The organism is Leifsonia sp. SIMBA_070 (genome assembly GCF_046534635.1).
GTDB lineage: Bacteria > Actinomycetota > Actinomycetes > Actinomycetales > Microbacteriaceae > Leifsonia.
Genome location: NZ_JAWRYK010000631.1, coordinates 1 through 252 on the forward strand (window position 1 = coordinate 1; position 252 = coordinate 252).

Sequence of the window (252 nt, forward strand, 5' to 3'; positions counted from 1 at the left end):
CGTGACATTGCCATGGTTTTCCAGAACTACGCCCTGTACCCGCACATGTCAGTTGCCGACAACATGGGCTTTGCCCTGAAGATCGCAGGCGTCGGCAAGGAAGAGCGGATGGAGCGTGTCCGCGAGGCGGCAAAGCTGCTGGACCTCGAGGATTACCTGGACCGCAAGCCGAAGGCTCTCTCCGGTGGCCAGCGGCAGCGTGTTGCCATGGGCCGCGCCATCGTCCGTAACCCGCAGGTCTTCCTCATGGAT

General features: G+C 61.9%; 1 protein-coding gene. It reads left to right on the top strand.

Annotated features, from left to right (window positions below; all coding sequences use genetic code 11):
- A partial coding sequence (locus SB754_RS21755; RefSeq protein WP_410784393.1) for an ATP-binding cassette domain-containing protein occupies positions 1-252 on the top strand: 252 nt, incomplete at both ends.